This is a genomic window from Streptomyces sp. NPDC002574 (assembly GCF_042889545.1).
Taxonomy (GTDB): domain Bacteria; phylum Actinomycetota; class Actinomycetes; order Streptomycetales; family Streptomycetaceae; genus Actinacidiphila.
In genome coordinates, this window is sequence record NZ_JBIARB010000026.1 from 1 (window position 1) to 23,443 (window position 23,443).

The following is a 23,443-nucleotide window of genomic DNA, read 5'->3' on the forward strand; positions in this document are numbered from 1 at the left end:
CGGAAGCTTCCTTCGAGACCGTTTCACCGGCCCCTCCGGGCTTTCCCTTCGTTGTCACCAGCTTATCAGACTCTTTCGGGCCCGATTCCCGCCGGCGGGGGGATTTGCTTTTCGAATAACGACGCACGAAAAACACTCGGGATTTTCATCCTGGGGGATTTTCGCTGCGATCGATAATCTTCGAAGCGGTCTAGACTCTAGCCGCTGGCCTCGAACCTGTCCAGTTCGTGGCAACTTCTCGAATCTACCTCCCCACTCCACCTGTGTCAACAGGTTTCTTGGGGCGAAGAGGAGACTAGCAGGTCAGCGACGCCCGATGCACATCCGCGCCGTCCGCCATCCGGGTCATGCTGCCGTGGGAAGGACATCGCTGCGGTCGAGGCGCTCCAGATCGCCGGTCTCACCGGCGCGGGCGGCACGGCGTCCTGGCACGTAGACGTAGGTGAGGAAAGCCAGCTCGGCGACGACACCGATGGTGATGCGGGCCCACGTGGGCAGGCCGGAGGGGGTCACGAAGGCTTCGATGACGCCGGAGACGAGGAGCACGACGGCGAGCCCGACGGCCATGCCGATGGCGGCGCGTCCTTCTTCGGCGAGAGCGGTCCGACGGGGGCGGGGACCGGGGTCGATGACGGTCCACCCGAGGCGCAGACCCGTGCCGGCGGCGACGAACACGGCGGTGAGTTCGAGGAGTCCGTGCGGGAGGAGCAGGCCGAGGAACGTGTCGAGTCGGCCCGCGGAGCCCATGAGACCGAGGCCGACCCCCAGATTGAGCACGTTCTGGAAGAGGACGTAGAGCACGGGGAGCCCGAGGAACACGCCGAGGACCAGGCAGTAGCCGGCGGCCATGGCGTTGTTCGTCCAGACCTGGGCCGCGAACGAGGCGGCGGGGTGGCTGGAGTAGTAGGACTCGTACTCGCCGCCGGGGCGGGTGAGGGTCCGCAGTTCGTCGGGGGCGGCGATGGCGGCCTGGACGTGCGGATGCGTGGCGACCCACCAGCCGATGAGCGCGGCGAGCGCCGTGGAGACGAGGGCGGTGGGGACCCACCAGTGCCGTGATCGGTAGACGGCGGCGGGGAAGGCCGCCGTGAAGAAGTGGGTCGCGTCGCGCCAGCCGGGAGTGCGGGCGCCGGTGACGGCGCTGCGGGCCCTGGCGACGAGCGTCGTGAGGCGTCCGACGAGATCGGGGTCGGGTGCGCTGGACTGAACGAGGGAGAGGTGGGTGGCGGCCCGTTGGTAGAGGGTGACGAGTTCGTCGGCCTCTTCGCCGGTGAGGCGCCGGCCGCGGTGCAGCAGGGTGTCCAGCCGGTCCCACTCGTGGCGGTGGGCGGCTGCGAAGACGTCGAGGTCCATGGTCGCTGCTCCTGGCTGGCCGGGAGGTCCCAGCTTGGCAGACGGGGCAGACTGGTCGGGCCGGGTTCCGGGGTGGGGTCGAGGAGGGTGCCCGTATGAGCGGTGCGATCGGTGGGAGCGGTACGGCGGGCGGCGGCGCGCCTTACGAAGCGGGTGGTGCCGGCCGCCTGGTGACCGGCGAGGCCGTGGAGTTGGGGCTGCAGCCTGCGCGGCTGCCGAGCCGGGCGCTGGCGGCCGCGCTGGATGCCGTCGTCTATTTCGGCGGGTACGTGATCGTCTCGCTGGGGCTGCTCGCGGCCACGTCGTCGCTGGACGATGCCGCGCTGGCCGCGGTGTACCTGGCGTCGCTGGTGCTCGTGCTGATCGGGGTGCCGATCGCGGTGGAGACGCTGTCGCGTGGCCGTTCGCTGGGGAAGCTGGCGTGCGGGCTGCGGGTGGTACGCGACGACGGGGGGCCGATCCGGTTCCGGCACGCGCTGGTGCGGGGCGCGGTGGGGGTGGTCGAGATCCAGGCGTTCCTGGGGGTGATTGCCTGTATCGCCTCGCTGGTCTCTGCACGGGGGCGGCGGGTCGGGGACGTGTTCGCGGGAACGCTGGTGGTGCGGGAGCGGATCCCGGTGTCGCGGCCCCCGCAGGCGATGCCGCCCGCGCCGCCGTGGCTGGCGGATCGGGTGACCGGGGTGGACCTCTCGGCGGTGCCCGAGGGGCTGTGGCTGGCGGTGCGGCAATACCTGGCGCGTATGCACCAGTTGGATCCGCAGGTGGGGTGGTCGATGGCGGAGCGGCTGGCGGCGGATGTGTCGGCGTGCACGGGGACGCCGGTGCCGCAGGGGACGCCCGCGGTGGCGTATCTGGCGGCGGTGGTCGGCGAGCGGCAGGCGCGGGAGGCGCGGAGGGTCTTCGGCGCGGGGGCGCCGGCGCAGGGCTGGGGGGTGCCCGCGGAGGGGGCGGTGACGGTGCATGTGTCGCCCCCGGTCCGTCCGGTTCCTCCCCCCGTTCCCCCGGCCCCGGCTGCCTCTCCCGTCCCGCCTGCCGCGCAGGTGCCGCCCGCGCCGTCCTCCGGGGCGTCGACCGGGTTCGCGCCGCCGGCCTGAACGGTCAGTCCGTCGCGGGGAATTGCGACGGGGGTGACTCGAGATCCTCGAGTTCGACACCGGGGGCCGCGAGGACGACGTCGCCAGCGATGTGCACGGTGTGCTGTTCGCCGGTGTCGAGGGCGCTGACCTGGTATTCGTCCACGGTCAGGGGGCCGTTGTCAGTGGGGTGTGCTTCGCTCTTCACCAGGGCCCACGACTGGTCGAGGGTACGGGGAGCGAGCACGGGGGGCTGGAATGCGACGAGGCGGACGCGGGTGGCCGGGGCGCCGGGACGCAGGCGCAGCAGGCGCGCCGTCGCGATGTAGAAGGCAGGGGATACGCCGCTGAAGGCGTGTGCCCGGACGTTTCCCTCCTGGGCGTGTTCGCCGGAGGGGTCGGTGCGTACCCAGGTGACGCCGTCGAGGGCGGCCCCGCGGACCTGCCAGCTCGCGGCGTTGAGTTCCAGGCGGATGGGGCGGCCGAGTTCGTCGACGGTGAGGTCGATGGAGCCTGCGTGGCTGCCGTCGGCGTGCGTGGTCTGCGCGGTGTAGCGCCAGCCGGAGGGGCCGGTGGCGCAGTGGAAGTGTTCTTCACCGAGGGGGGTGTGGTCGTGCGTGTCGTGGAAGGAGTAGCGGCCGCGGGGCATGGATCGACCTTACGGGGGCTGTGCCGGTGGTACGGGGCAGGCCCCCGCCGGGGGCGGGGGCCTGCGGGCCGGCTGAGGTGGTGCCGGGGCGCCGCGGTGTGCGCGGCGTCGGCGGTGGCCTCAGTAGCGGTAGTGGTCCGGCTTGTACGGGCCCTCCACCGGGACGCCGATGTAGGAGGCCTGCTCGGGGCGCAGGGTGGTGAGCTTGACGCCGAGGGCGTCGAGGTGGAGCCGGGCGACCTTCTCGTCGAGCTGCTTGGGCAGGACGTAGACGCCGATCGGGTACTCCTCGGGCTTGGTGAACAGCTCGATCTGGGCCAGGGTCTGGTCCGAGAAGGAGTTGGACATCACGAACGAGGGGTGACCGGTGGCGTTGCCGAGGTTCAGCAGGCGGCCCTCGGACAGCACGATGAGGACCCGGCCGTCGGGGAAGGTCCAGGTGTGGACCTGGGGCTTGACCTCGTCCTTGACGATGCCGGGGATCTTGGCGAGGCCGGCCATGTCGATCTCGTTGTCGAAGTGGCCGATGTTGCCGACGATCGCCTGGTGCTTCATGCGCTGCATGTGCTCGGCGAGGATGATGTCGCGGTTGCCGGTGGTGGTGACGAAGATGTCGGCGGTCTCGACGACGTCCTCGAGCACGGTGACCTGGTAGCCGTCCATCGCCGCCTGGAGGGCGTTGATGGGGTCGATCTCGGTGACGATGACGCGGGCGCCCTGGCCGCGGAGGGATTCGGCGCAGCCCTTGCCGACGTCGCCGTAACCGCAGACGACGGCGACCTTGCCGCCGATGAGGACGTCGGTGGCGCGGTTGATGCCGTCGATGAGGGAGTGGCGGCAGCCGTACTTGTTGTCGAACTTCGACTTGGTAACGGCGTCGTTCACGTTGATCGCCGGGAAGAGCAGGGTGCCGTCGCGCTGCATCTCGTACAGGCGGTGGACGCCGGTGGTGGTCTCCTCGGTGACACCGCGGATCTCGGAGGCGAGCTGGGTCCACTTCTGCGGGTTCTCGCCGAGGGTGCGGTTGAGCAGCGTGAGGATCTCGCGGTACTCGTCGCTGTCGGCGGTGGCGGGGTCCGGGGCCGCGCCGGCCTTCTCGAACTCGACGCCCTTGTGGACCAGGAGGGTGGCGTCGCCGCCGTCGTCCAGGATCATGTTCGGGCCGCCGGTGGGGGCGTCGACCCAGGTGAGGGCCTGCTCGGTGCACCACCAGTACTCGGTGAGGGTCTCGCCCTTCCAGGCGAAGACCGGGATGCCCTGGGGGTTGTCGACGGTGCCGTGGGGGCCGACGGCGATGGCCGCGGCGGCGTGGTCCTGCGTGGAGAAGATGTTGCAGGAGGCCCAGCGGACCTGCGCGCCGAGGGCGGCGAGCGTCTCGATGAGGACGGCGGTCTGCACGGTCATGTGCAGGGAGCCGGTGATGCGGGCACCGGCCAGCGGCTGGGTGGCCGCGTACTCCGCGCGGATCGCCATCAGCCCGGGCATCTCGTGCTCGGCGAGGGTGATCTCCTTGCGGCCGAACTCGGCCAGCGAGAGGTCGGCGACCTTGAAGTCGTTGTTGACGGGGGACATGCAGTCTCCTCGTGGGGTGGTTCGAGAGCGGACATCGGCTTTTCCGCTGCGGGGCGTGGGAGGCATGCGGACATACGTCTCCCTCGACCGCAGCTCAGCCCGTCGGAGGCCCTCTCTCCCTCGGACGGTCCGGAGTGCGGACCGCCCGACCGCCATCAGCAGCGACGTCTGGCTACCCATGAATCTACACCGAGTGCCCGAGCGCGACCGGGCCCTCGGTGGAGGTGGCGTGGAGGGATCAGGCCGTTTCCGGGGCGGCCGGCGCCTCGGGGGTCGCCGTCTGCTCGCGGTAGATGTCGGGTTCCAGGTAGATCACCCGGGCGATCGGGACGGCCACGCGGATGCGGGCCTCGGCGGCGTCGATGGCACGGGCGACCTCGCCGGCCGTGTCGTCGTGCTGCACGGCGATCTTGGCGGCGACGAGGAGTTCGTCGGGCCCGAGGTGGAGGGTGCGCATGTGGATCACGCCCGTGACGGTGTCGCCGTCGACGATGGCTTCCCGGATGCGGGTGACGGTCTCCGGACCGGCGGACTCGCCGAGCAGCAGCGACTTGGTCTCGGAGGCGAGGACGAGGGCGATGACAACGAGCAGGGTGCCGATGCACAGGGTGCCGACGCCGTCCCAGACACCGTTGCCGGTGAGCAGGGACACGCCGACGCCCGCGAGGGCGAGCACGAGGCCGACGAGGGCGCCGAAGTCCTCCAGCAGGACGACGGGCAGTTCGGGGGCCTTGGCGGTGCGGATGAACTGGGCCCAGCTCTGCCGGCCGCGCAGTTCGTTGGACTCGTTGATGGCGGTGCGGAAGGAGAAGCCCTCGGCCACGATCGCGAAGAGGAGGACGCCGATGGGCCAGTACCAGTGCTCGATCTCGTGCGGGTGCTGGACCTTCTCGTAGCCCTCGTACAGCGCGAAGACGCCACCGATGGTGAACAGGACGATGGAGACGAGGAATCCGTAGATGTACCGCTCGCGCCCGTAGCCGAAGGGGTGTTCCTCGGTGGCGGCCTTCTTGGCCTTCTTGCCGCCCAGCAGGAGCAGCGCCTGGTTGCCCGAGTCGGCGACCGAGTGGACGCCTTCGGCGAGCATGGAGGACGAGCCGCTGAAGGCGAACGCCACGAACTTGCTCACCGCGATGGCAAGGTTGGCGCCCAATGCGGCGACGATCGCCTTGGTTCCGCCTGACGCGCTCATAGGTGCTGGGTATCCCTTCCGTCGGCCACCGGTCTTTGCCCGGTCTTTACGGCGCTACGGCGGGACATTCTTGCAGGCCGCGATTGCGTGGGTGCGTCAGGCCACCACGGTGGCGCGGAAGACCGTTCCCTCGCCGAGGAGTTGGACCTGTTCGCCCGCGGGCACGTAGGCGGACTGACCGGGGGCCAGGGCGAGTTCCGGCTGCTGCTCGTCGGCGGTGCCGATGGCGCGGACGGTGGCCGTGCCCTCGGTGCAGAGCAGGATCTGCGCGGTGCGGTCGTCGAGGGCGCGCGGGGCGCCGCCGGCGGCGAGGGCGTAGCGGGAGAGCCGGAACTCCTCGATGGGGGTGGTGTAGAGCTCCTCCCCGTTCGCGGAGGCCTCGGGGCGCAGGACGCCGGGGTCGGCCGACTCGAAGCGGACGATCCGCAGGAGCTCGGGGACGTCGACGTGCTTGGGGGTGAGGCCGCAGCGCAGGACGTTGTCGGAGTTGGCCATGATCTCGACGCCGAGGCCGCTGAGGTAGGCGTGCGGGATGCCGGCGCCGAGGAAGAGGGCTTCGCCGGGCTGGAGCCGTATGTGGTTGAGCAACATGGCGGCGATGACGCCGGGGTCGCCCGGGTAGGTGTGGGCGATGGCGGCGTACGCGGCGTAGGCGTCGGCGTGCGGGCCGCCCTCGGCGGCGCGGCGGGCGGCTGCCTCGGCGGCCTCGTTGACGGTGCCGGCCATCGCGTGCCGCTCGGCACCGAGCACGGCGGTGAGGACTTCGCGCAGGGCGGCGGCCTCGGGGTGCGCCTGCAGGATGTCGACGTAGGGCTTGAGGGAGTCGACGCCGAGTCCGGAGAGGAGGTCGGCGGTCTCCTGGGGGTGCCGGAAGCCGCACAGGCCCTCGAAAGGCGTGAGCGCGACGATCATCTCCGGCTTGTGGTTGGCGTCCTTGTAGTTGCGGTGCGGGGCGTCCACGGGGATGCCGCGGGCCTCCTCGTCGGCGAAGCCGGCGGCGGCCTGCGCGAGGTCGGGGTGAACCTGCAGGGACAGCGGCGAGCCGGCGGCCAGCACCTTGAGCAGGAACGGAAGCCGGGGGCCGAAGCGCTCGACGGCGGCGGAGCCGAGTTCGGCGCGCGGGTCGGCGGCGATGACCTGGTCGAGCGGGACCGGACCGCTGCCGCGGTCGACACGGGAGGGGGCGCCGGGGTGGGCGCCCATCCACAGCTCGGCCTGCGGCTCGCCCGTGGGGCTGGTGCCCAGGAGCTCCGGAATGGCGGTCGTGGAGCCCCACGCGTACGGGCGAATGGTGTTGGTCAGCCGGTCCATGGGCTCATGATCTCCCAGCGGAGGTGACGGCAAGGTAAACGGAGGCGAAATCCGTCACGGCGAGGAGTTCGACGGCCGCTTCCAGCGGGGTGCTGTCGGGCGCGGCGGCGAGTTCGCTGAGCGGGGTGTCGTGGGTGGTGGTGAACTCCCGGGCCACGGCGGCGGAGCTGGTGGCGGGCGCCTGGTTGCCGTTGCCGGGGCGGTGCAGGAGGACGACGCGCAGGCGCAGGTCCTCGGGCTCCTCGACGCGGTCGCGGAAGAAGTCGTCGGGGTCCAGGGCGCCGGCGAGCGCGCCGGCGAGCAGCGCGCCGTGGGTGTCGACGGCCTCGGGGAGTTCGCCGTGCAGGGCGGGGCGTCCGGCGCGGGAGGAGATGGTCGCGGCGAAACGGCGGGCGGCGACGGCGGACACGGGGCCCTCGCTCCACAGCACGGGCAGGGACTCGGCGAGTTCGGAGGCGAGTGCCTTGGCGGGGTTGCTGTAGGTCGCGATGGCGGGGCCGCAGCGGGCGGCGACCTCGTCGAGGCGGTCGGCGACGCTCTCGATCGCGTCGGCGGGCGCGGGCAGCAGCCCGATCCGGGCGCCCAGGGCGAGCAGTGGGGTCAGCAGGGCCCAGAAGGCGCCCAGGTCCTCGTCGGGGTCGGCGGCGTCGGACGCACCGGGCTCGGGGGCGGCGGCGTACGGGAGGACCAGGCCGCGTACTTGGGCGATGGCCTCGGCGATGGGCGACCCGGCGGGCACGACGGCGGCGGCGGTGCAGCCGCGGCGGTAGGCCTGTTCGATGAGGTCGGCCAGGCCGGCCTCGGTGCCCATGGGACTGGCGATGAGCAGCAGGTCCAGGGGGCCGGCCCAGCCGGGCAGGGTCCAGTGCAGGTCGTACGGGGCAGGGCCGGTGGGGCGCAGCGGCAGGACGGGGGCGCTGCCGCTGCCCAGGGCCGCCAGCAGTTCGGCGACGGTGGCGGCGGTGGCCGCGCCGGGGCCCGCGACGAGGACGCTGCGGGGGCGGCCGTCCGGCTTCAGTTCCCCTATGCCGGCCTCCTGCGCCAGGCGGGCGGCGGTGCGCACCCGGGCTCCCGCGGCGGCGACGCCCAGGAGCAGGCCCCGGGTGTCGGCGCGGGCGAGGCCTTCGGGGTCGTCGAGCAGCGTCTCGTCGAGCATCGTGGCGTGACCTCCCGGTCCTGGTCCGTCGGTGCGGGGTTACGCCGGGCGGCGGGCCTCGTCGACCAGCAGGACGGGGATGTCGTCACGGACGGGGTAGGCCAGGCCGCAGTCGCCGGAGGTGCAGGCGAGTTCGCGGGCGTCGTCGTCCTCGCGCAGGGGGGCGTGGCAGGCGGGGCAGGCGAGGATTTCCAGGAGGCTGGCTTCGACGAGCGGCATGGTGTCGCGACTTCCTTCGGGTCGGTGCCCGTGGTGTCCGGGCGGGCGGGCCGTGCGGGTGCGGTGCGGTGCAGTCCGTGCGGGCGCTTCCCGGCCGTCGGGCCGGTTGGCCGTTTCAGCGTATCGCCGGGGCGTTGGCGGCGCGGGGATCACGTCCCGCTCGGGTGCGCGCATTCCCGGCAGCCCCCTCGGGGCGCCGGGAATGCGCGGACGTGCGGGGCGCCTGACGCCCGGCGCCTCAGGCGCGGACGATGGCCAGTACCTCGTCGCGGACCTCGGCGACGAGCTCGTCGGTGCGGGCCTCCACGTTGAGGCGCAGCAGCGGCTCGGTGTTGGACGGGCGGAGGTTGAACCACCAGTCGCCGGAGGTGACGGTGAGGCCGTCAAGCTCGTCGATGGTGACGCCCGGGCGGTCGCCGAAGGCGGCGCGGACCGCGGCGGTGCGGCCGGCCTGGTCGTCGACGGCGGTGTTGATCTCGCCGGAGGCGGCGTACCGGTCGTACTCGGCGACGAGCGCGGACAGCGTGCCGTCCTGGCCGCCGAGGGCGGCGAGGACGTGAAGGGCGGCGAGCATGCCCGTGTCGGCGTTCCAGAAGTCGCGGAAGTAGTAGTGCGCGGAGTGCTCGCCGCCGAACACGGCGCCGGTGCGGGCCATTTCCTGCTTGATGAAGGAGTGGCCGACGCGGGTCCGCACGGGGGTGCCGCCGTGCTCCTTGACGACCTCGGGCACGGACCACGAGGTGATCAGGTTGTGGATGACGGCGGAGCCGGGGTGCTTGGCCAGCTCGCGGGCGGCGACCAGGGCGGTGATCGCGGAGGGCGAGACGGGCTCGCCGCGCTCGTCCACGACGAAGCAGCGGTCGGCGTCGCCGTCGAAGGCGATGCCGATGTCGGCGCCGGTCTCCCGGACCTTCGCCTGCAGGTCGACGATGTTCTTGGGGTCGAGCGGGTTCGCCTCGTGGTTGGGGAAGGTGCCGTCGAGCTCGAAGTACATCGGGACGAGGTCGAGGGGCAGCCCGTCGAAGACGGTCGGGACGGTGTGGCCGCCCATGCCGTTGCCGGCGTCGACGACGACCTTCAGGGGCCGGATCGTGGTGAGGTCGACGAGGGTGCGCAGGTGCGTGGCGTAGTCGCTCAGCAGGTCCTGCTGGGTGATCCCGCCGGGGGTGGCGTCGCCGGCCGGCAGGCCGGTGTCGGACCACTGCTCGACGAGTTCGCGGATCTCGGCGAGACCGGTCTCCTGGCCGACCGGCGCGGCACCCGCGCGGCACATCTTGATGCCGTTGTACCGGGCCGGGTTGTGGCTGGCGGTGAACATCGCGCCGGGCAGGCCGAGCTTGCCGCTGGCGAAGTAGAGCTGGTCGGTCGAGCAGAGCCCGATCTCGGTGACCGACGCGCCGCGGGAGGCGGCGCCGCGGGCGAAGGCCCGGGACAGGCCGGGCGAGGAGGGCCGCATGTCGTGGCCGGTCACGATCGCGTCGGCTCCGGTCACGGTGACGAAGGCCGCGCCGAAGAGTTCGGCGAGCGGCTCGCCCCATTGGTCGGGGACGACTCCACGGACGTCGTACGCCTTCACGAGCTGGGAGAGGTCGGTCACCGCATGTGCTCCACTCTGTCCGGTTGCCGGTCATGGACTGCGCACCAACCTACCGGGCATACCTGAACATCCGGACGAGGAGTACCCATCACGGTGGACCCGGCCCCGGACGGGGGTGGACAGGGTCAGGAGGTGGGCCGGGTCAGGAATCGGGCGAGCGCAGGACGCGCAGGTGACCGCGCCGGGCGATCTCCATCGGGTCGCCGCCCCGGCCGCCGGCCGGCTTGCCGCCGTCGCGCTCCGGGGGGCGGGCGGCCTCGCGCACCGCGTTGGCGAGCGCCTCCAGGTCGTCACCGCTGGGGCGGGTGGGGCCCGTGTCGGTGGCGAGGCGCACGACCTCCCAGCCGCGCGGGGCGGTGAGGCGCTCGGAGTGCTCGGAGCACAGGTCGTAGCAGTGGGGTTCGGCGTAGGTCGCGAGCGGGCCGAGCACCGCCGTGGAGTCCGCGTAGACGTACGTCAGCGTCGCGACGGCGGGACGGCCACACGCGGTGCGCGAACAGCGACGTACAGGGCTCACGACGTTGGACGGTACCGCACTCTTGAGCGGGCCGCGACGACTCCCCAGGACACCACTCCGTCGTGTCGTCCCGGTTCGCCGGGATGGCCCGACCTGCGACCCGCGCCCCTGACCTGCGAAGGGCCGGAAACGTGCGACCCAACCGACGATGACTGCCGTCACCAAACCCGCCAAATGGCGTCAATTGCCGACCGTCGAGCAGTCAGAGGTGGGGAATTGTGAGGACGACACCGGCGCGCGACCGTACATTCTGCGACATCGCGCCGGATGTCCGGTCCTCGTACCCCGTGGTGATGGCACCGGTCACGGGCCCGCATACCCGGGGCTCCCGGCGGCTACTCTCAGAGGTGATGGACACCCCTTCGCCCGCACCCCGCCAGCGCCGCCGCGACCGACACGGACGTGGCATGCGCGGCCCCATCGCGCCACCGCAGGTGCCGCTGGCGCTCAGCCGCGCCGACGCCTTCGACGACCTCGTACGGGACGCGGCCGACCGTCTGGAGCGCAGGTGGCCGCAACTGTCGGAGGTGGAGTTCGCCGTGCAGGAGGTCCCGTGGCCGCCCGGCGGGTCCGACGACGAGGCGGCCGGGGGGTCCGGGACGTCCGAGGACGGAGTGCCGCTCGGGCGGCTGCTCGGGGGACGCAAGGGCACCCCGCACCGGATCGTCGTCTACCGGCGGCCGGTGGAGATCCGGGCCAAGACCCGCGAGGAGCGCGCGCTGCTGGTGCACGACGTGGTCGTGGAGCAGGTGGCCGAGCTGCTGGGGCTCTCCCCGGAGAACGTCGACCCCCGCTACGGCGAGGGATAGCACGAGGGACGGATCCTGACCCGGGCCCGGGGAGCAGACCGCTCCCCGGGCCCGAGTCATCTGCGGATGCCGTCAGTTGAGGATCGAGAAGTCTTCCCGTGACGCCGGTACCGCCACCAGGCCGCGGTCGTCCGGCATCGGCTGGACGGTGAACATCGGGACGCCGTCCTTCGGCAGCTCCAGCGTGCGCGAGGCGTAGACCGGGCCGCCGGAGGTCGGCTGGACCGTGACCGCGTAGGTGCCCTTGCCCGCCGACGGGTCGGGCGGGGAGAGCACGACGGTCGTCCCGGCCTTGACGGAGAGCGTCTTGCCGACCGGCTCGCCGCCGGCGGTGGACGCCGAGGTCGTGACCTTGACCGTGGCGTCCGACGTGAGCGCGGTGAGGGCGAGGGTGGAGCCCTTGGTGCGGTTGTCGGCGACGGTGGCGCGGTCGCCGACGGGCGCGGTGGCGGGCAGGAAGGCGGTCTCCTGGCCCGCGCCCTTGCCGCGGGCGATCCGCAGGGCCGCGACGACCGGCGCCGAGCCCGTGGTGCCGCTCGGCGTCAGGACGAGCGAGCCCGCCTCGCCCTTGGTGACGTCGCCGAGGTCGACGGAGGTGGTCATGCCGCTCTTGACGTGGACGGTCTCGTGGCCGGCCGGGGTGATGTCGCCCGCGGAGGCCGCCAGCCGCACCTTGAGGTCGGCGTCGTCGTCCCCGGTCGCGAAGACGACCAGCTGCACCGAGGTCGCGTCGGCCGGGATGCCCGGCATGACGAGGGTGTCGGAGGGGTCGGCGGACGCGGCGAGCCAGTCCCCGCCGGCCTTGCTGTCGAGGGCCTCGACGGTGGCACCGACCCGGCCGCTGCGGGCGCTGACGTGGAGGGTGAGGCCGTCGGTCTTCTCGGGGGTGAGGGTCGACAGCAGCACCGGGACGGAGGCGCCGGGCGGCACGGTGATGCCGTCGCCGGTCTCGGTCTTGATCTGGCCCTTGGGGCCGTAGAGCTCCAGGTCGACGACGGCCGAGTTGTCGTCGGGGTTGGTCAGGTGGACGTAGTCCTGACGGGTCCCGGCGGTGCTGACGGCGGGGAACCAGAACTCGCTGTCCGGCACGGCGCAGGAGGTGCCGAGCACGGCGCGCGCCGGGCCGGCGTCGATGACGGTGGTCTGCTGCACGGTCCAGCCGGGCGCCAGGGCCCCGTCGGCGGTGCCGATGAGAGCGGGGGCGCTGCTGTTCCCGGTGGTCGCGGTCACGGGCTTGCCCGGCTCCTTGAGGGGGGCGACCGGCTTGGGCTTGCCCTTGGGCGCCTTGCCGTCCTGGCCGGCGGCCGGCAGCAGGCGGGCGCTTCCGGTGCTGCCGCTGCTGCCGGCCGCGTCGTCCTTCGGCGTGAACGACGTGTACGTCGTCGTCGCGAAGTCCGAGTCGGACGGGGCGGGGCAGGTCAGCGTCGACCGTTCGACGGGCAGTCGGGCCGCACTGGCGGCGGGCGCGGCCTCGGGGGTGCCCGCGCCGGTCAGGGTGGCGATGCCGGTGACGGCGGCGAGGGCGGCGGTGACGCCGATCAGGGAGAGGGCGCTGCGGTTCACTGCTGGTTGCTCCCGTCGCGGCGGTAGCCGTCCGTGTCGTACGCCGTCGGGTCGTAGGAGGGGTAGGCGGGGTCGTAGGGCTGCTGCTCGTAGCCCTGCTGGTCGTAGCCCTGCTGCTGCCCGTAGCCCTGGTGTTCGTCGTAGCCCGGCTGCTGCTCGTAGCCGGGCTGCGGATAACCCTGCTGGGGCTGCGGCTGCTGCTCGCCGTAGCCGTAGGGGTCGTAGACCGGCTGCTGCTGCTCCTGGGGCTGCTGGGCGGGCTGCTCGTAGCCGTAGGTGCTCTGGTAGTCGGCGGCCCACTGCTCCTGGCCGTAGGGGTCGTTCTGCTGGGGTTCGGCGGCGTAGGGGTCGTACTCCGGGTACTCGGTGTACTCCGCGGCCTGCTCCTCGGGAGCGTCCTCGGGGTGCTCCGCTCCGTCCGGGTCCACGTCGTCGCCCTCCGCCTCGGCGGCGGCACGGAGCCTGCGGGCGCGGCGGCCGTCGCCGGTCGCCTGGGCCGGGATGTCGGCGGCGGCCGCTGCCGCGCCGGCCGGTACGGGCTCGGTCTCCGGCAGGTCGTCGTCGACCTCGCGGCGTCGCCCGGGCAGGGCCATGACGACCAGGACCAGGCCGAGGAAGCCCTGGACCCACAGCCACACGACATGGGTGAAGGGGTCGTCGTAGGTGAGGTCCAGGCGGCCGCCGGTGGCGGGGAGTTCGAAGCCCTGGGCCCAGCCGTCGACGGTGGTCGCGGTGAGCGCCCGGCCGTCGAGGGTGGCGTTCCAGCCGGGGGCGACGCTGTCCGCGAGGCGCAGCACGCGTCCCTCGGGGCCGGCCGGGATCGTGGTGTGCGCCTCGACCTTGCCGGCGGCGACCATGACCGGCTGGGCGCTCGCACCGCCGCCGGCGGCGGCCGTGTCACCGGAAGCCGCGGGCTTGGGGACGATGGTGAGCCGTGCGACGTCGTTGTCGACCCGCCACAGCGCACTGCCGTCGGCCTGGCTGAGCCGGGACAGGCCCGGGGTGCTGTCCAGGGTGCGGCCCACCTCGCGGGGGGCCCCCTGCTGGACGAGGACATAGCGCACGGCGTAGCCGCCGAGCTGGCTGGCCTGGTCGGCGCCGGAACCGGCGACGAGGTTGGCGACGATCTTGTCCAGCCGGGTGTCGCCGCCCGCGGAGGCAGCGATCTCGGCGTCGCCGAGGCGCGCTCCGGCGCCGCGCACGAGGGCGTACGAGACACGGGCGGGCGTGCCCGACAGCACCAGGGTGCGGGCCTGGTCGCGGGTGGAGCCCTCCTCGGCGACGAAGGCCGGGACCTGCGTCGGGTCGCGGCGCTCCAGGGGGCCGTCGGCGCCGCCGGCCATCCAGCCGACCGCGGCGGACAGCGGGGCGAGGACGGCGGCCAGGGCGACGAGGGCGGCGGCGGGCTGGCGCCAGCCGAAGCCGGAGGCGGCGAGCCGTTCCTGCGCGTTCTCGGCGCCGACCGCGGCGGCGGCGAGCAGGGCGAGGCCGTACACGAGGGTGGCGGGCCCGGCCCACGCGGTGGTGTTGGCGGCGACCGCGAAGAGCAGGCCGGTCAGGGCGGCCGCCCAGGCGCTGATGATGCTCAGCCGCCGCCCGGCGCGCAGCAGGGCGGCGAGCGCGGCCAGGACGATGCCGGCGAGCAGGTACCCACCGGCCGCACCGGGGCCGCCGGGGTTGACCAGGACGAGGTCGGTGGCGGAGGCGGCGCCGGGGCCGAAGGGCAGTCCGGCCTCGTACAGGAAGCGCTTGGGCTCGGTGAGCAGGTCCAGCGACCAGGGCGCCAGCACCACCATGGGGGCGCCGAGGATCGCGACGGCCCGCATCACCAGGGGCACGACGAGCTGTCCCTGCCCGCGCACGAGGCGCAGCGCGATCGAGACGCCGATGAGCACCAGCGCGATGGGCCAGGTGACCGGGGTGAAGGCGGTGGTGAGCGTCAGCAGCAGCGCGAAGGCCCATGCGGCGCGCCAGCCGGGGCGCACGCCGCGGTCGACGGCGTCGCGGGACAGCCGCAGGCCCGCGGCGGAGACGGCGGCACGCGCCATCAGCGGCAGCACGATGGCCAGGACCGCGGTGCCGAGCCGCCCACCGGCCAGGGCGCCGGTCGCGGCGGGCAGGAAGGCGTACGCGACGGCCGCCCAGGCACGCAGCAGCCGGGACTCGACCAGCGGCCGGGAGGCGAAGTACGCGCTGAGCCCGGCGAGCGGGACGGAGGCCACCAGGAGCACGGTCAGGGCGAGGCCGGTGCTGCCGAACAGCACGTTCGACATGGTCGCGACGATCGCCAGGTACGGCGGCGCGCTCGCGGTGTTGCCGGTGCCGAGGGCGTGCCAGGCGCCGAGGTAGGAGCCCCACAGGTCGCCCGCCCGGTCCGGGGCGGGCAGCAGCGCGCCGCCGGAGAGGGCGCCGCCGCCGAGGAGCTGGCGACAGGCGATGAGGGAGAACAGCAGCAGGACCGCGAAGAGCATCGGCGCGGGCTGCCGGGCGATCCGCTTGAGCAGGGCGAACTGCTCGATCTCCAGGTACTCGCCGTCGTCGTCGCCGCCGCTGGGGCCGGAGTCGATGCCGCCGCCGTGGCGGCCGGCGGAGGTGGCGTCGGCCTCGGCGCGGCCGGAGATGTTGCTGACGACCTGTTCGACCGTGGCGCGCACGGTCGCGCCGGGCGGCGGGAAGAGCGACCTCAGTTCGGAGGCCTCGACCGCGGGCCGGGAGCGCTGTCTGCGGGCGCTGAGGACGCGGCCGGGCCGCAGCAGCACCGACAGCAGGCCGGTGATCTCGTCGACGGCCTGCTTGGGGACCTTGCCGACGAGGTAGGCCAGCGTGCGCAGGACGGTGCCGAGCACCAGGCGCGCGAAGACGTAGGGCAGCAGGGCGCCGCGGGTGTTGGCCAGCAGGGTGTAGACGGCGCCGGCCTTGTCGACGCGGTGCGGGTCGACCGCGGAGCGGCCGGCGCAGTCGACGGGGCGGCGTTCCCGGGAGGCGGCCTCGGCGTGCCGCAGGACGGCGTCGGGCGCGATGAGGACGGTGTGGCCGGCGGACTGGGCGCGCCAGCAGAAGTCGACGTCGTCGCGCATGAGGGGCAGCCTGCGGTCGAAGCCGCCGAGCTCCTCCCACACGTCGCGGCGCACGAGCATGCCGGCGCTGGACACCGAGAGCACCTGGCGCACCTGGTCGTGCTGCCCCTGGTCCTGCTCCCGGCGCTCCAGCCCGGTCCAGCGGCGGCCGCTGCGGGCGATGGAGACGCCGACCTCCAGGAGCTGGCGGCGGTCGTACCAGCTGCGCAGCTTGGGGCCGATGACCCCGGCGGAGGGCGCGGAGTCGGCGACCTTCAGCAGGTTCCGCAGGGCGTCGGGGGCCGGCTCGCAGTCGTCGTGGAGCAGCCAGAGCCAGTGCACCGGCTCGCCGTGGGGCTGCTCGGGCTCGTCGTAGGCGTTGTCGTCCCAGGTGCGGGCGACCGGGTCCCAGCCGCTGCGGCGCTGCAGGTACGGCAGCTGTTCGGCGGTCATCGGCGGAGCGGCGCGGACGCACTCCTCGACGGCGGCGCCGAAGCCGTTGCGCCGGGCGAGGTGCAGGACGCGGTGGTCGCCGAGGGACTCGGCGAGCAGCCGGGCGGAGTCGTCGGCGCTGCCGGTGTCGGCGGCGACGACGTCCTGGACCGGGCGGTCCTGGGAGACCAGGCCCGCGAGCGCGTTGGGCAGCCACCGGGCACCGTCGTGGGCGACCAGCACGGCGGTGACGACGTGGCGCGGGAACTCGGGAGCCTGGGCGGCGTATTGAGTCCCTGCTGAGCTGTTCACGGACATCGAGGTTCGGGCCCCGGTTCGCTGGACTGCGGACGACGCCTCAGGCGTCTCGGACGGGCCCCCACACTAACGGTTGCGGGAGGCCGCCCTTCCGGGTCCGGAGCACATATACGCACGAACGCGACGTGCCGGGCGTGGGCTCAGACGACGCCCTTCTTCAGACGGCGCCGCTCGCGCTCGGACAGACCGCCCCAGATGCCGAAGCGCTCGTCGTTGGCCAGGGCGTAGTCCAGGCAGTCGGAGCGGACCTCGCAGGCGAGGCAGACCTTCTTGGCCTCGCGGGTGGAACCGCCCTTCTCGGGGAAGAAGGACTCGGGATCGGTCTGCGCGCACAGCGCGCGCTCCTGCCACCCGAGCTCTTCGTCGGCCTCTTCGGCCAGCAACAGCTGGAACAGCTCGGTCATGCGCGCCCCTCGTCTGTTTTCGCTTCCCCGTGATGTTGCCGTTACCTGTGACGGTCGAACGACACGAGTGAAATTACAAGTGTGCCGATACGGGCCAGTCAAGCCGAGATCTGCTATTGGGCCCGTTATTCACCCTGCGGAACCAAGGTCTGACGGAAAGTGTTCAAATCAGTCCAAACGTCCGCATACGTCAATCGTGATCGACGCCCCTGCGGGACCGACGATCACGATGAGATCACGAAAACACAACGACGTTTCCTGGGGAGACGTTCCTGCGTACCCGTGTGGTTGCGTCCGCACCTTCCCGAGGCGGGCCTGCACAAACCTTTCACCTGGTCGAATAGCCGGATCAGGTGAAAGATTCGCGACAAACCGGATGTCAAGTTGACAGACACCCGGAAGAGCCGCTGTGCTGGGACGCATGCCAGTGACCCACGCGCCTTCCCGGATCCGCCGCCTCGGCGAATTCCGTCGTGCCGTGGAAGCTCACTGTCGCTGTTCCAGCTGTTGCCGCTGACGATCTTCATTCCCGGCCCGCACAGCCTCATGCGCCCTGCCTGACGCTCCTCACTTCCCGTAGGAACTCCCGCACCCATGAACAGCGACGTCTCGATCGCCGGCGACCCGCTCGCCGTCCCGCACCTGCTGCCGCCCGTCCCCGCCCATCCCGCCACGGTGGCGGAGTTCGCCGGACTGGCCCGCCGTATCGCCGAGGACCGCGCCCACTGGGCGCCGCGCGTGCGCTACGACGCCACCTCGCGCTGGTACGACCGGCTGCGCACCGGCCCCGGCTACGAGATCTGGCTGCTGAGCTGGGTCCCCGGCCAGGGCAGCGGGCTGCACGACCACGGCCGCTCCAGCGGTGTGCTGACCGTCCTTGCGGGCACGCTGACCGAGCGGGCCCTCGGCGGCAACGGCGAGGTGCGCCGTTCACTCTCCGCGGGGCACCAGCGGGTGTTCGCCCCCGGCTACGTCCACGAGGTCGTCAACGACTCCCTGGAACCGGCGGTCAGCCTGCACGTCTACTTCCCGGGCCTGACCGAGATGACGCCGTACGCCTGCACCTCCGGGGCCCCGGCCGTCGAGGGCACGTTCGCAGGCTGACAGGCACGGCTGCCAGACTGTCCGCATGCGAATCGTGGTACTGGCCGGTGGCATCGGGGGCGCCCGCTTCCTGCGCGGTCTCAAGGAAGCGGCGCCGGACGCGGACATCACCGTGATCGGCAACACCGGCGACGACATCCACCTGTTCGGGCTGAAGGTCTGCCCCGACCTCGACACCGTCATGTACACACTGGGCGGCGGCATCCACGAGGGCCAGGGCTGGGGCCGCGCGGACGAGACCTTCACGGTGAAGGAGGAACTCGCCGCCTACGGGGTCGGCCCCGAGTGGTTCGGCCTCGGCGACCGCGATTTCGCCACCCACATCGTGCGCACCCAGATGATCGGCGCCGGCTATCCGCTGAGCGCGGTCACCGAGGCGCTGTGCGCGCGGTGGAAGCCGGGCGTACGGCTCATCCCGATGACCGACGACCGCATCGAGACGCACGTCGTGATCGACGACCCGGACGGCGGGGGCGGCCGCAAGGCCGTGCACTTCCAGGAGTACTGGGTGCGGCTGCGGGCCTCCACCGAGGCCTACGCCGTGCTGCCGGTCGGCGCGGAGGGCGCGAAGCCTGCGCCCGGCGTGCTGGAGGCGATCGCCGAGGCGGACGTCGTCCTCTTCCCGCCGTCGAACCCGGTGGTGTCGATCGGCACGATCCTGGCCGTGCCCGGCATCCGCGAGGCCATCGCCGAGGCGGGCGTGCCGGTGGTGGGCCTCTCCCCCATCGTCGGCGACGCCCCGGTGCGGGGCATGGCCGACAAGGTCCTGGCCGCCGTCGGCGTGGAGTCCACCGCCGCGGCGGTCGCCGCGCACTACGGCTCCGGACTGCTGGACGGCTGGCTCGTCGACACCGTCGACGCGGGCACGGTGGACGAGGTCGAGGCGGCGGGCATCCGCTGCCGGGCCGTGCCGCTGATGATGACGGACACCGACGCCACCGCCGCGATGGCGCGTGAGGCGCTGACGCTGGCAGAGGAGGTCCGGGCGTGAACAGTTCCGTTTCCTACCGGGTGTGGGCGGTCGGCGGACTGCCGGAGATCACGGCAGGCGACGACCTGGCGAAGCTCGTCGCCACGGCCGCCGGCTACCTGGAGGACGGCGACGTGCTCGTCGTCACCTCGAAGATCGTCAGCAAGGCGGAGGGGCGCGTCGTCCACGCCGACGACCGCGAGGCCGCCATCGACGCGGAGACGGTCCGGCTGGTCGCCCGGCGCGGTCCGACGCGGATCGTGGAGACCCGGCACGGCTTCGTCATGGCGGCGGCGGGCGTCGACGCCTCCAACACGGCGCCCGGCACGGTGCTGCTGCTGCCCGAGGACCCGGACGCCTCCGCGCGGACCATCCGCGCGGGGGTGCGCGAGGCCCTCGGCGTCAACGTCGGCGTCGTCGTCACCGACACCTTCGGGCGCCCCTGGCGCCAGGGCCTCACCGACGTCGCCATCGGCGCGGCCGGGATCCGGGTCGTGGACGACCTGCGGGGCGCGACCGATTCGCACGGCAACGAACTCGCCGTCACCGTCACGGCGTTGGGCGACGAGCTGGCCGGTGCCGGCGACCTCGTCAAGGGCAAGGCGGGCGGCACCCCGGTGGCCGTGGTGCGCGGCCTGGAACGTCTGGTGCTCCCGGCCGAGGAGAACGGCGACGGGGCCCGGGCGCTCCTGCGGCCGGCCGGCGACGACATGTTCCGGCTGGGCACGTCGGAGGCGGTGCGCGAGGCCGTCTCCCTGCGCCGCACGATCCGCGACTTCTCCGACGTCCCCGTCGACGGGGACGCGGTGCGGCGGGCGGTGGCGCTCGCCGTCACCGCCCCGGCCCCGCACCACACGACGCCGTGGCGCTTCGTGCTGCTGGAGACCGAGGCCGCCCGGGTGCGCCTGCTGGACGCGATGCGCGACGCCTGGATCGCCGACCTGCGCCGCGACGGCCGCAGCGAGGAGTCCGTCGCCAAGCGCGTACGGCGCGGCGACGTCCTGCGCCGGGCGCCCTACCTGGTCGTTCCGTGCCTGGTCACCGACGGGGCGCACGACTACCCCGACCCCCGGCGTTCGGCGGCCGAGCGCGAGATGTTCGTGGTCGCGATGGGCGCGGCCGTGGAGAACTTCCTGGTCGCCCTCGCCGGCGAGCAACTCGGCTCCGCCTGGGTGTCGTCCACGATGTTCTGCCGCGACGTGGTGCGCGAGGTGCTGGACCTGCCCGGCGACTGGGACCCGATGGGCGCCGTCGCCATCGGCCGCCCCGCCGCCGGCCCGAAGGAACGGCCGGCGCGGAGCGCGGAGGCGTTCATCGCGGTGCGCTAGGCGTCGTCGGTGACGCCGTCACCGGGGTGGTCGGTCCTGTCGAGAACCCCGGTGACCCTGTCCTCGTACGGCTCCCGCTCCGTGCGGGGCAGGGGCACTTCGGTGAGCCGGCCGTCGTGGATCAGGACGTGCACGGAGTCGGGGGCGGGCCACGGCAGCGACTCCAGACGCGCCGGCCAGACCTGTCCGGTTGAGGCGCCTGAACTCCACGACCCACATCTCGATGCCGAACAGGCCGGGCTGGACCCGCTCGAAGCACTGGTGCCCTTGCCGTTCCTCGTCGGGCGGGGTCAACGGGCGCACGTGGCGCCCCCGCAAGGGGTTTTCACGGGGGCCTGCGTGCGGGAAATCCGGTCGACGGCCGGGCGGGGGCAGGGGCAGGCTCCCGGCATGGAAGAACACGTGTGGCCGCTGTACGCGCTCCGGATCACCACGCCGCGGCTGGAGTTGGGCCTGCCCGGTCTGGCGGGTCTCGCGGAACTGGCGGGCGTCGCCGCGGGCGGTGTCCACGACGAGGCCCGGATGCCCTTCACCGTCCCGTGGACCGACGCCAGTCCGCGCGAGCGCGAGCAGGCCACGTTCCAGCACGTGCTGGGAACGGTGGCGGCGTGGCGGCCGGAGGACTGGACGCTGAGCCTGGCGGTGCGGTGCGAGGGAAAGGTGGTCGGGCGGCAGGACGTGTCCGCGGACCACTTCGCCGTGACCCGCGAGGCGCAGACCGGTTCCTGGCTGGGGCTGCCGCACCACGGCCGGGGCATCGGCACCGAAATGCGCGCCGCGGCCCTGCACTTGGTGTTCGAGGGACTCGGCGCCCGGTCCGTCACCTCCGCCGCGATGACCGACAACCCGGCGTCGCTGCGCGTCTCGCAGAAGCTCGGCTACCGCGACGACGGGCGGGCCGTCGCCGCCGTCCGCGGCGTGGTCCGCACCCTGCGGCGGCTGCGGCTGGAGCGCGCGGACTGGGAGGCGCACCGCACCGTTCCCGTCGAGATCCACGGGCTGGAGCGGTGCCGGGACCTCTTCGGGGTCGGCGGCGACACCGGCTGACGCGGCGGCGGCTACCGGCGCCACCAGCGACGGGGCCGCTCAGGAGCCGGGGCGGGCGCGGGGGCCGGATGCGTGTCGTACTCGCGTGGGCTCACCTCGACGCGGCGCGCCGCGTGGTCGGCGCGCACGGTGTCCAGGCCCATCGTGTCGAGTTCCCGCATGGTGGCCGCGTCGGCGTCCGGCCCCGGGCGCAGGACCCGTACGACGACTTCCCGGGTCTCGGCGCCGAGTTCGATCCGCGAGAGGACTTCCTCCATGAGGACGCCGGCCGTGTCCGGCCGCGCGGCGTCGGCGAGTGCCCTGTGCAGCATGAGCTGTTCCATGCCCGTGTCCGTCCACCGGACCCGCGCGATCCACGCGCACCGCACGCCGGGGTGGTCCAGGAGCCGGTCGCGGAGCGTGTCGCGCAGGGTCTGCGCCACGAGGGCGAAGGGGACCGTGGCCCAGCCGTCTTCGGAGAACAGGGCGAGCGCCTCGGCCTTCGTGTGGTGCCCGATGTCCATCAGACGCGTCACGTCGCAGTGGACGGCGGCGGTGGCACCGGGTCGGCGCCGGCGGCAGCATTCCTCGCTGACGTAACCGGGCGGCGCGGGGCGCTCGTTCGACCCCTTCACGAAGATCACCGAGCCGTTGTCGCCCACGGGGACGAACACGCCGAAGTCGATCAAGGCGGCGAGCAGTTGCTCCGATTCCTCCTCCGGCTTGCGGCGGTCCAGTACGTCGGCGAGGGCGGTGTTCGGGATCGTCACGCGCAGAGCACAGGTGCGCGTCAGAGCGGAACGATGTTCCCCGGGGCCATGCGGGGGGCGCGGCGCGGGGGGCGGCGGCCGGTCAGGAGGATGAGGCGGGCGGCGCGGTGCCGCTGGCCCGCGTAGGGCTCCAGGAGTTCCAGCATGGTGGCGTCGTCGGTGCGGTGGGCGCCGGTGAGGGCGTAGCCCACGGTGTTCGGCAGGTGGAGGTCGCCGACCGTGACCGCGTCGGGGTCGCCGTTGCTGCGCTGGAGTGTCTCGGCGGCGGTCCAGGGGCCGATGCCCGGGATCGCCTGCAGGCGCGCGAGGGCCTCGGCGGGGCCGAGGCCGGTGGCCTGCTCCATGCGGGCGGCCGCGCGGGCGGCACGCACGGCGGCGGCCGAGCGCTTGCCGTCGACGTTGGCGCGGTGCCATTCCCAGGAGGGGATCATGGCCCAGCCGCGGGCGTCGGGCATGACGCGCATGCGCAGTTCCTCGCCGGGGCCGGGGGCGGGCTCGCCGAAGCGCCACAGCAGGACGCGCCAGGAGCGGTAGGCCTCGTCGGAGGTGACCTTCTGCTCCAGGATCGCGGGCATCAGCGATTCCAGGACCAGGCCGGTACGGGTCAGTCGGAGCCCGGGGTTGCGGCGGTGGGCCTCGTGGACGACGCGGTGGCGGGCGGTGAACGCGTCGGGTTCGTCGGCGTCGCCGAGCAGTTCCGGCAGGCGGTCGAGCAGCCAGTCGGCGCCCGCGCCCCACGCCTGTGCCTCGACCTCGCCGCCGGCGGGGCGGGCGACGCGGAGGGTGCCCGGACCCTCGGGGGTGCGCGAGGCACGGTACACCGCGCCGTCGGAGCCGACCCGGAAGGCGGGGTCGCCGGGGCCTCGGCGCAGGGGACCGAGGGTCAGGCCCAGGTCCAGCGGGCCGCGCGGGGTCCACCGGCGGATCCGGCCCGGGGTGCGCGGGCCGGGCACGCGTGCCGTCGCGCCGCGGAGGAGTCGGGTCTGCTCGGGATGCACCCTCCGAGACTACGCGCCGGGGCCGG

General features: G+C 73.2%; 21 protein-coding genes. 6 read left to right on the forward strand and 15 right to left on the reverse strand.

Features of this window, described 5'->3' with window-relative positions; all coding sequences use genetic code 11:
* Positions 1-345: 345 nt before the first annotated feature.
* Entirely contained in the window at positions 346-1,353 is a 1,008-nt protein-coding gene (locus tag ACFYXS_RS38540; RefSeq protein WP_389256465.1) for a stage II sporulation protein M, read from the reverse strand.
* A gap of 95 nt (positions 1,354-1,448) precedes the next feature.
* Here ACFYXS_RS38540 and ACFYXS_RS38545 point away from each other — a divergent pair, with 95 nt between their 5' ends.
* Positions 1,449-2,447, forward strand: a complete 999-nt coding sequence (locus tag ACFYXS_RS38545; RefSeq protein ID WP_389256466.1) for an RDD family protein — start codon at positions 1,449-1,451, stop codon at positions 2,445-2,447.
* A 4-nt stretch (positions 2,448-2,451) separates the two neighbouring features.
* On the opposite strand, the gene ACFYXS_RS38550 is transcribed toward ACFYXS_RS38545, so the two are convergent.
* The 8 genes from ACFYXS_RS38550 to ACFYXS_RS38585 form a co-directional block, all read right to left on the reverse strand.
* The gene (locus tag ACFYXS_RS38550; protein WP_389256467.1) at positions 2,452-3,075 is read right to left on the reverse strand and encodes a hypothetical protein; all 624 of its coding nucleotides are present in this window, start codon (positions 3,073-3,075) and stop codon (positions 2,452-2,454) included.
* A gap of 120 nt (positions 3,076-3,195) precedes the next feature.
* A complete protein-coding gene (gene ahcY, locus ACFYXS_RS38555; protein ID WP_389256468.1) occupies positions 3,196-4,647 on the reverse strand; it encodes an adenosylhomocysteinase in 1,452 nt (483 codons plus the stop codon).
* 238 nt (positions 4,648-4,885) lie between these two features.
* Entirely contained in the window at positions 4,886-5,839 is a 954-nt protein-coding gene (locus ACFYXS_RS38560) for a cation diffusion facilitator family transporter (RefSeq protein ID WP_389256469.1), read from the reverse strand.
* A gap of 96 nt (positions 5,840-5,935) precedes the next feature.
* Positions 5,936-7,150 carry a mannose-6-phosphate isomerase, class I gene (gene manA, locus ACFYXS_RS38565; RefSeq protein WP_389256471.1) on the reverse strand — a complete coding sequence of 405 codons (1,215 nt, stop codon included), beginning with the start codon at positions 7,148-7,150 and terminating at the stop codon, positions 5,936-5,938.
* A gap of 4 nt (positions 7,151-7,154) precedes the next feature.
* Complete coding sequence (locus ACFYXS_RS38570; protein WP_389256472.1) at positions 7,155-8,306, reverse strand: SIS domain-containing protein; 1,152 nt, start codon at positions 8,304-8,306, stop codon at positions 7,155-7,157.
* Between the two features lie 39 nt (positions 8,307-8,345).
* Positions 8,346-8,525 (reverse strand): Trm112 family protein, encoded by a 180-nt coding sequence (locus ACFYXS_RS38575; RefSeq protein ID WP_389256473.1) that lies wholly within the window; start codon positions 8,523-8,525, stop codon positions 8,346-8,348.
* 238 nt (positions 8,526-8,763) lie between these two features.
* Positions 8,764-10,122 (reverse strand): phosphomannomutase/phosphoglucomutase, encoded by a 1,359-nt coding sequence (locus ACFYXS_RS38580; RefSeq protein ID WP_389256474.1) that lies wholly within the window; start codon positions 10,120-10,122, stop codon positions 8,764-8,766.
* A gap of 142 nt (positions 10,123-10,264) precedes the next feature.
* Positions 10,265-10,687, reverse strand: coding sequence for a DUF3499 domain-containing protein (locus ACFYXS_RS38585; RefSeq protein ID WP_389256514.1), 423 nt, complete (start codon positions 10,685-10,687; stop codon positions 10,265-10,267).
* 302 nt (positions 10,688-10,989) lie between these two features.
* On the opposite strand from ACFYXS_RS38585, the gene ACFYXS_RS38590 reads away from it, so the two are divergent.
* On the forward strand, positions 10,990-11,448 hold the full coding sequence (locus ACFYXS_RS38590) for a metallopeptidase family protein (protein WP_389256475.1): 459 nt from the start codon (positions 10,990-10,992) through the stop codon (positions 11,446-11,448).
* Positions 11,449-11,520: 72 nt separating this feature from the next.
* On the opposite strand, the gene ACFYXS_RS38595 is transcribed toward ACFYXS_RS38590, so the two are convergent.
* The 3 genes from ACFYXS_RS38595 to ACFYXS_RS38605 all read right to left on the reverse strand — a co-directional run bounded on the left by ACFYXS_RS38595 (position 11,521) and on the right by ACFYXS_RS38605 (position 17,221).
* Entirely contained in the window at positions 11,521-13,011 is a 1,491-nt protein-coding gene (locus ACFYXS_RS38595) for a DUF5719 family protein (protein WP_389256476.1), read from the reverse strand.
* On the reverse strand, positions 13,008-16,817 hold the full coding sequence (locus tag ACFYXS_RS38600; protein ID WP_389256477.1) for a glycosyltransferase family 2 protein: 3,810 nt from the start codon (positions 16,815-16,817) through the stop codon (positions 13,008-13,010). Before ACFYXS_RS38600 ends, ACFYXS_RS38595 begins: the two co-directional genes overlap by 4 nt.
* A gap of 140 nt (positions 16,818-16,957) precedes the next feature.
* Positions 16,958-17,221, reverse strand: coding sequence for a WhiB family transcriptional regulator (locus ACFYXS_RS38605; RefSeq protein WP_018559705.1), 264 nt, complete (start codon positions 17,219-17,221; stop codon positions 16,958-16,960).
* A gap of 594 nt (positions 17,222-17,815) precedes the next feature.
* Here ACFYXS_RS38605 and ACFYXS_RS38610 point away from each other — a divergent pair.
* From ACFYXS_RS38610 to ACFYXS_RS38620, 3 genes are read left to right on the forward strand one after another with little or no spacing between them, the layout of a single operon-like run.
* Positions 17,816-18,325 (forward strand): cysteine dioxygenase, encoded by a 510-nt coding sequence (locus ACFYXS_RS38610; RefSeq protein ID WP_389256478.1) that lies wholly within the window; start codon positions 17,816-17,818, stop codon positions 18,323-18,325.
* A gap of 25 nt (positions 18,326-18,350) precedes the next feature.
* The gene (gene cofD, locus ACFYXS_RS38615) at positions 18,351-19,316 is read left to right on the forward strand and encodes a 2-phospho-L-lactate transferase (protein WP_389256479.1); all 966 of its coding nucleotides are present in this window, start codon (positions 18,351-18,353) and stop codon (positions 19,314-19,316) included.
* The gene (locus tag ACFYXS_RS38620; protein WP_389256480.1) at positions 19,313-20,623 is read left to right on the forward strand and encodes a coenzyme F420-0:L-glutamate ligase; all 1,311 of its coding nucleotides are present in this window, start codon (positions 19,313-19,315) and stop codon (positions 20,621-20,623) included. Before cofD ends, ACFYXS_RS38620 begins: the two co-directional genes overlap by 4 nt.
* Here the strand turns inward: ACFYXS_RS38620 and ACFYXS_RS38625 are convergent.
* A complete protein-coding gene (locus ACFYXS_RS38625) occupies positions 20,620-20,757 on the reverse strand; it encodes a hypothetical protein (RefSeq protein WP_389256481.1) in 138 nt (45 codons plus the stop codon). The genes ACFYXS_RS38620 and ACFYXS_RS38625 overlap by 4 nt on opposite strands.
* A 256-nt stretch (positions 20,758-21,013) precedes the next feature.
* On the opposite strand from ACFYXS_RS38625, the gene ACFYXS_RS38630 reads away from it, so the two are divergent.
* The gene (locus ACFYXS_RS38630) at positions 21,014-21,670 is read left to right on the forward strand and encodes a GNAT family N-acetyltransferase (RefSeq protein WP_389256482.1); all 657 of its coding nucleotides are present in this window, start codon (positions 21,014-21,016) and stop codon (positions 21,668-21,670) included.
* Positions 21,671-21,681: 11 nt separating this feature from the next.
* Here ACFYXS_RS38630 and ACFYXS_RS38635 read toward each other — a convergent pair whose 3' ends face one another.
* Both ACFYXS_RS38635 and ACFYXS_RS38640 read right to left on the reverse strand, forming a co-directional pair.
* The gene (locus ACFYXS_RS38635; RefSeq protein WP_389256483.1) at positions 21,682-22,419 is read right to left on the reverse strand and encodes a hypothetical protein; all 738 of its coding nucleotides are present in this window, start codon (positions 22,417-22,419) and stop codon (positions 21,682-21,684) included.
* A 20-nt stretch (positions 22,420-22,439) separates the two neighbouring features.
* Positions 22,440-23,372 carry a DNA-3-methyladenine glycosylase family protein gene (locus tag ACFYXS_RS38640; protein ID WP_389256515.1) on the reverse strand — a complete coding sequence of 311 codons (933 nt, stop codon included), beginning with the start codon at positions 23,370-23,372 and terminating at the stop codon, positions 22,440-22,442.
* Positions 23,373-23,443: the final 71 nt, after the last annotated feature.